This is a genomic window from Microbispora sp. NPDC049125 (genome assembly GCF_040802045.1).
Classification (GTDB): domain Bacteria; phylum Actinomycetota; class Actinomycetes; order Streptosporangiales; family Streptosporangiaceae; genus Microbispora.
On sequence record NZ_JBEZDW010000095.1, the window covers coordinates 1 to 3,745 of the forward strand.

A 3,745-nucleotide genomic window follows, 5' to 3' on the forward strand; every position below is an offset into this window, starting at 1 on the left:
GCGAGTAGTGCATCGTCGAGGCCGAGTAGTAGTACGTGTTGTCGACCCGGAAGATGTCGATGTCGGCCAGGTCCTCCCACAACACCGGGTTGGAGAACCGCGAGGTCGAGGAGGGCGAGGGTGACGGGGATGCGGAGGGGGAGGCCGAGGGGGACGGCGACGGGCTGGGGTTGGTCCCCGAGATGGTCCACCTCTGGTTGGCTCCGCCGTTGCAGGTCCAGATGACGAGCTTGGTGCCGTTGGCGGTGGCGTTGTTCGGCACATCCAGGCACTTGTTCGCGCCGACGGCGGTGATGGAGCCGTCCGAGTTGAGGCGCCACTTCTGGTTGTTCTGCCCGTTGCAGTCCCAGATGATCACAGTGGAGCCGTCGGCGGTCGCGGCGCCGTTGACGTCCAGGCACTTGTTGCTGAAGACCCGCAGCTCAGTGGCGCTGGTGGTGGTCCACTGCTGGTTGGCCTGCCCGTTGCAGTCCCAGATCTGCGCCTGCGCGCCGTTGGTCGCCGAGCCGCCGGAGACGTCCAGGCACCGTCCTGAGGACGCGCTCACCACCGGCCCCGTGGCCGCCGACGCCGGAGCCGCCCACACCAACGCCAGCATGGTCACCAACGCCGCCACCACACATCCGGCGACGGCCGCGGGCGAACGCCGCCCACCGGCCAGACGCCCTGGCAACGGAACGGATAAAGGTCGCATACTTCTATCTCCTTTGGGGGGAGGACACGGCGGGAGACAGCCGCGCCCGCGAACCGCCTGGCAGGGGAAGCCGCCGGTGGGGGTTCAGGTGGGGGGTCAGGAGTGGGGTCACGTGCGGGTCCAGCGCTGGTTGGCGCCGCCGTTGCAGGTCCAGATGGCGAGTTTCGTGCCGTTGGCCGTGGCGCTGTTCGGCACGTCCAGGCACTTGTTCGCGCCGACCGCGGTGATGGTGCCGTCGGAGTTGAACCGCCACTTCTGGTTGTTCTGCCCGTTGCAGTCCCAGATGATCACGGTGCTGCCGTTCGCCGTGCCGCCACCGTTGACGTCCAGGCACTTGCCGCCGAACACCCGCAGCTCACCGGCGGCGGTGGAGGTCCACTGCTGGTTGGCCTGGCCGTTGCAGTCCCAGATCTGCGCCTGCGCGCCGTTCGCCTGCGACGCGCCGCTGACGTCCAGGCACCGGCCCGACCCCACACCACGGATCGCACCTGCCGTGCCCGGGGACGTCGTCGGTGTGGGCGTCGGCGTGGCCGTGGGGGTCGGAGTCGGGGTGGGGGTGGGGGTGGCTCCGCCGCCGGTCACGGTGATGAGGACCGCTTCGCGGGCGGGCACGGTGGCGGTGTAGCCGCCGGTGAAGACGCCGGCGTCGGTGCCCGTCCACAGGTTCCGCACGGTCGCCGCGCCGGTGAGCCCGAGGTCGGACCAGCGGGCGGTGATGGACGCGGACGAGCTGGTCCGGTTGAGGAGGAGCACCGCCCGCCGGCCGGCGCCCGACAGGACCTTGCTGTAGACCTGGCGGCCGGTCTGGTCCTCGGCCACCTTCACCCCCTGCCGGCCGAGGGAGTCCTGGTCGACGGCCAGCACCTCCCGGTTGGTCAGGATGGCCTTGGTCTCGGCGCTCATCGTGGCGAGGTTGTTGCCGGCCAGCAGCGGGGCTCCGGAGATGGCCCACAGCCCCATGTGGGTGCGGTTCTGGGCGGCCGAGAAGCCCTGCATGCCGACGATGAGCATGTCGGGATCGTTGTAATGGCCGGGACTCTGGGCGGAGGGGTGCTGGGCGGAGTCGAAGTTGGCCAGCATCCGGTCCATCGACGCGTTCTCACCCCAGTAGATGATGTCGCCGCTGGTGCGCCACATGGTGGAGATGGCCGGCGCCCAGTCCCACGGGCTCTGGTTTCCCCAGTTGCAGACCGACAGCACCATCGGCCGCCCGGTCTGCGCCGTGGCCCGGTCGATGGCGGCGCTGATCGCCTGATAGGTGGTCCGGGAGTTGAGGCCTTCCGCGTTCCCCCCGCACCAGTCGACCTTGACGAAGTCGAAGCCCCACTTGGAGAACTGCAGGAAGTCCTGGTCGTAGTGGCCCTCGCTGCCGGAGTTGGGAGCCGCCGGACGTCCGGTCGGGTAGTAGTAGCCGCAACCGTTGCGGCCGGCGTCGGTGTAGATGCCGGCCTTCAGCCCCTTGCTGTGGATGTAGTCGGCGATGGCCTTCATCCCGCCAGGCCACTCGTTGGTGTCGACGGTGATGTTGCCGGAGGCGTCGCGCGTCCCCTGCCACCAGCCCTCGTCGATGTTGACGTACTCGTAGCCGGCGTCCTTCATCCCCGAGGACACCAAGGCGTCGGCCTGAGCCTTGATCACGTTGTAGTTGATCTGGGCGGCGAAGGTGTTCCACGACGCCCAGCCCATCGGCGGGGTCGCCACCGAGGCGACCGCCGCCGCCCCCGCCGCCGTTCTTCCCGCCGTGGCCGCGGCTTCTCCCGTGAGGGCCCATCCCACGGATGCCATCATCAGGATCATCAGGTGCGCGGCGACGACCAGCCGCCGTCTGCCCCGCGGGAGACGTGCGAGGGCCCCGGCGGCACGCAGGGACGACCGTACGGGTCCGCGTGATGGCATTCGTCTCTCCTACAGATGTGGGGAGTCCCCTCCGTGCTGGACGCGGCGGGGGTTCCCGGACGTTGCCCCGTTGGTCATGGGGCGGGTGAGGTGGTCCACCTGTGGCCGGCCTGCCCGTTGCGGTCCCAGATCTGCGCCTGCGCCCCGTCCGTGGCCGAGTCCCTGGCCGGGTTGCCGCTGACGTCCGGGCACCGTCCCGAGGACGCGCTCACCACCGGAGTCGGGTTGGCCCGGTCCCGCCGCTCGCTGGGGGCGGAATTCGGTCTCCACGTCAGATGCGCCGACGAATCGATCTGTTGTTAGCGATAACATTGCTCGCCATGTCGTAGGGCCCTGGCTGCCAGGTGCGGGAAGTGGTGGTGCGGGGCAGCAAATCTGACAGCGCGATGTTCTGTCAAGGCGGGGGGCGCTCCGCATCTGGAGGTCCCCGCTCGCCGCGCGTGCCTCAAGTGGGAGTTAGGAAGAAGGGCGCACGTACTGCGGGAATCCGTTGTGATGAAAGTTTCATCCACCGCGTCCGCGCCTCGGGCCGGTTCCGGCCGCCCCGCGCGGCCGATCGCGGGAGCCGCCTTCACCTCCGCGGTGTGTGCCGGACGACCGCAATTCACTCGAAACGTTTCCGATTCGGCTTGACAGGTTTCGTTCCAAGTTTCCAGACTGAGTCCCCAGCGCGGCCTCCTCCGAATCGGAGCCCGTGGTGAGCGGCTCGAGCCGCCTTCCATGACGCCGTCCATGACGGGGTCATGTGATGGACCGTCCCGGTCGATTTCGCGGGGCGTCTCTTCGCGTATCCCCTCGTTCATTCAGAATTGGAGACTCACGCATGGGTGAAAACGCCATACCTCCGCCTCAACCCCGGCGATCGTTCAGCGGTTACCGTCGTGTGCTGTTCGCCGGAGCGGCGGGCGTGCTCGGCGTGACCACCGCTCTGGCGGCGACCACGTCCGCCGACGCCGCCGCGAGCACGCTGGGGGCGGCGGCCGCCCAGTCGGGCCGGTACTTCGGCGCCGCGATCGCGGCGGGGCATCTGAACGACTCGACGTACGTGGCGACCTGGGATCGGGAGTTCAACGCGGTCACCGCGGAGAACGAGATGAAGTGGACCTCCACCGAGAACACCCGCGGCCAGTTCACCTTCGGCTCGGCCGACCAGAT

The 3,745-nt window shown here is 69.0% G+C and carries 4 protein-coding genes; 1 reads left to right on the forward strand and 3 read right to left on the reverse strand.

The features are described 5' to 3' along the window. The 3 genes from AB0B72_RS40040 to AB0B72_RS40050 form a co-directional block, all read right to left on the reverse strand. Nucleotides 1-616: lectin (locus AB0B72_RS40040; RefSeq protein WP_367745022.1), on the reverse strand; the 616-nt coding region annotated here is incomplete at its 3' end. Nucleotides 617-802: 186 nt separating this feature from the next. Next, nucleotides 803-2,590 carry a lectin gene (locus AB0B72_RS40045; RefSeq protein WP_367745023.1) on the reverse strand — a complete coding sequence of 596 codons (1,788 nt, stop codon included), beginning with the start codon at nucleotides 2,588-2,590 and terminating at the stop codon, nucleotides 803-805. 74 nt (nucleotides 2,591-2,664) lie between these two features. Continuing rightward, entirely contained in the window at nucleotides 2,665-2,802 is a 138-nt protein-coding gene (locus tag AB0B72_RS40050; protein ID WP_367745025.1) for a hypothetical protein, read from the reverse strand. Between the two features lie 671 nt (nucleotides 2,803-3,473). Between AB0B72_RS40050 and AB0B72_RS40055 the strand changes: the two genes are divergently transcribed. Continuing rightward, nucleotides 3,474-3,745: endo-1,4-beta-xylanase (locus AB0B72_RS40055; protein WP_367745026.1), on the forward strand; the 272-nt coding region annotated here is incomplete at its 3' end.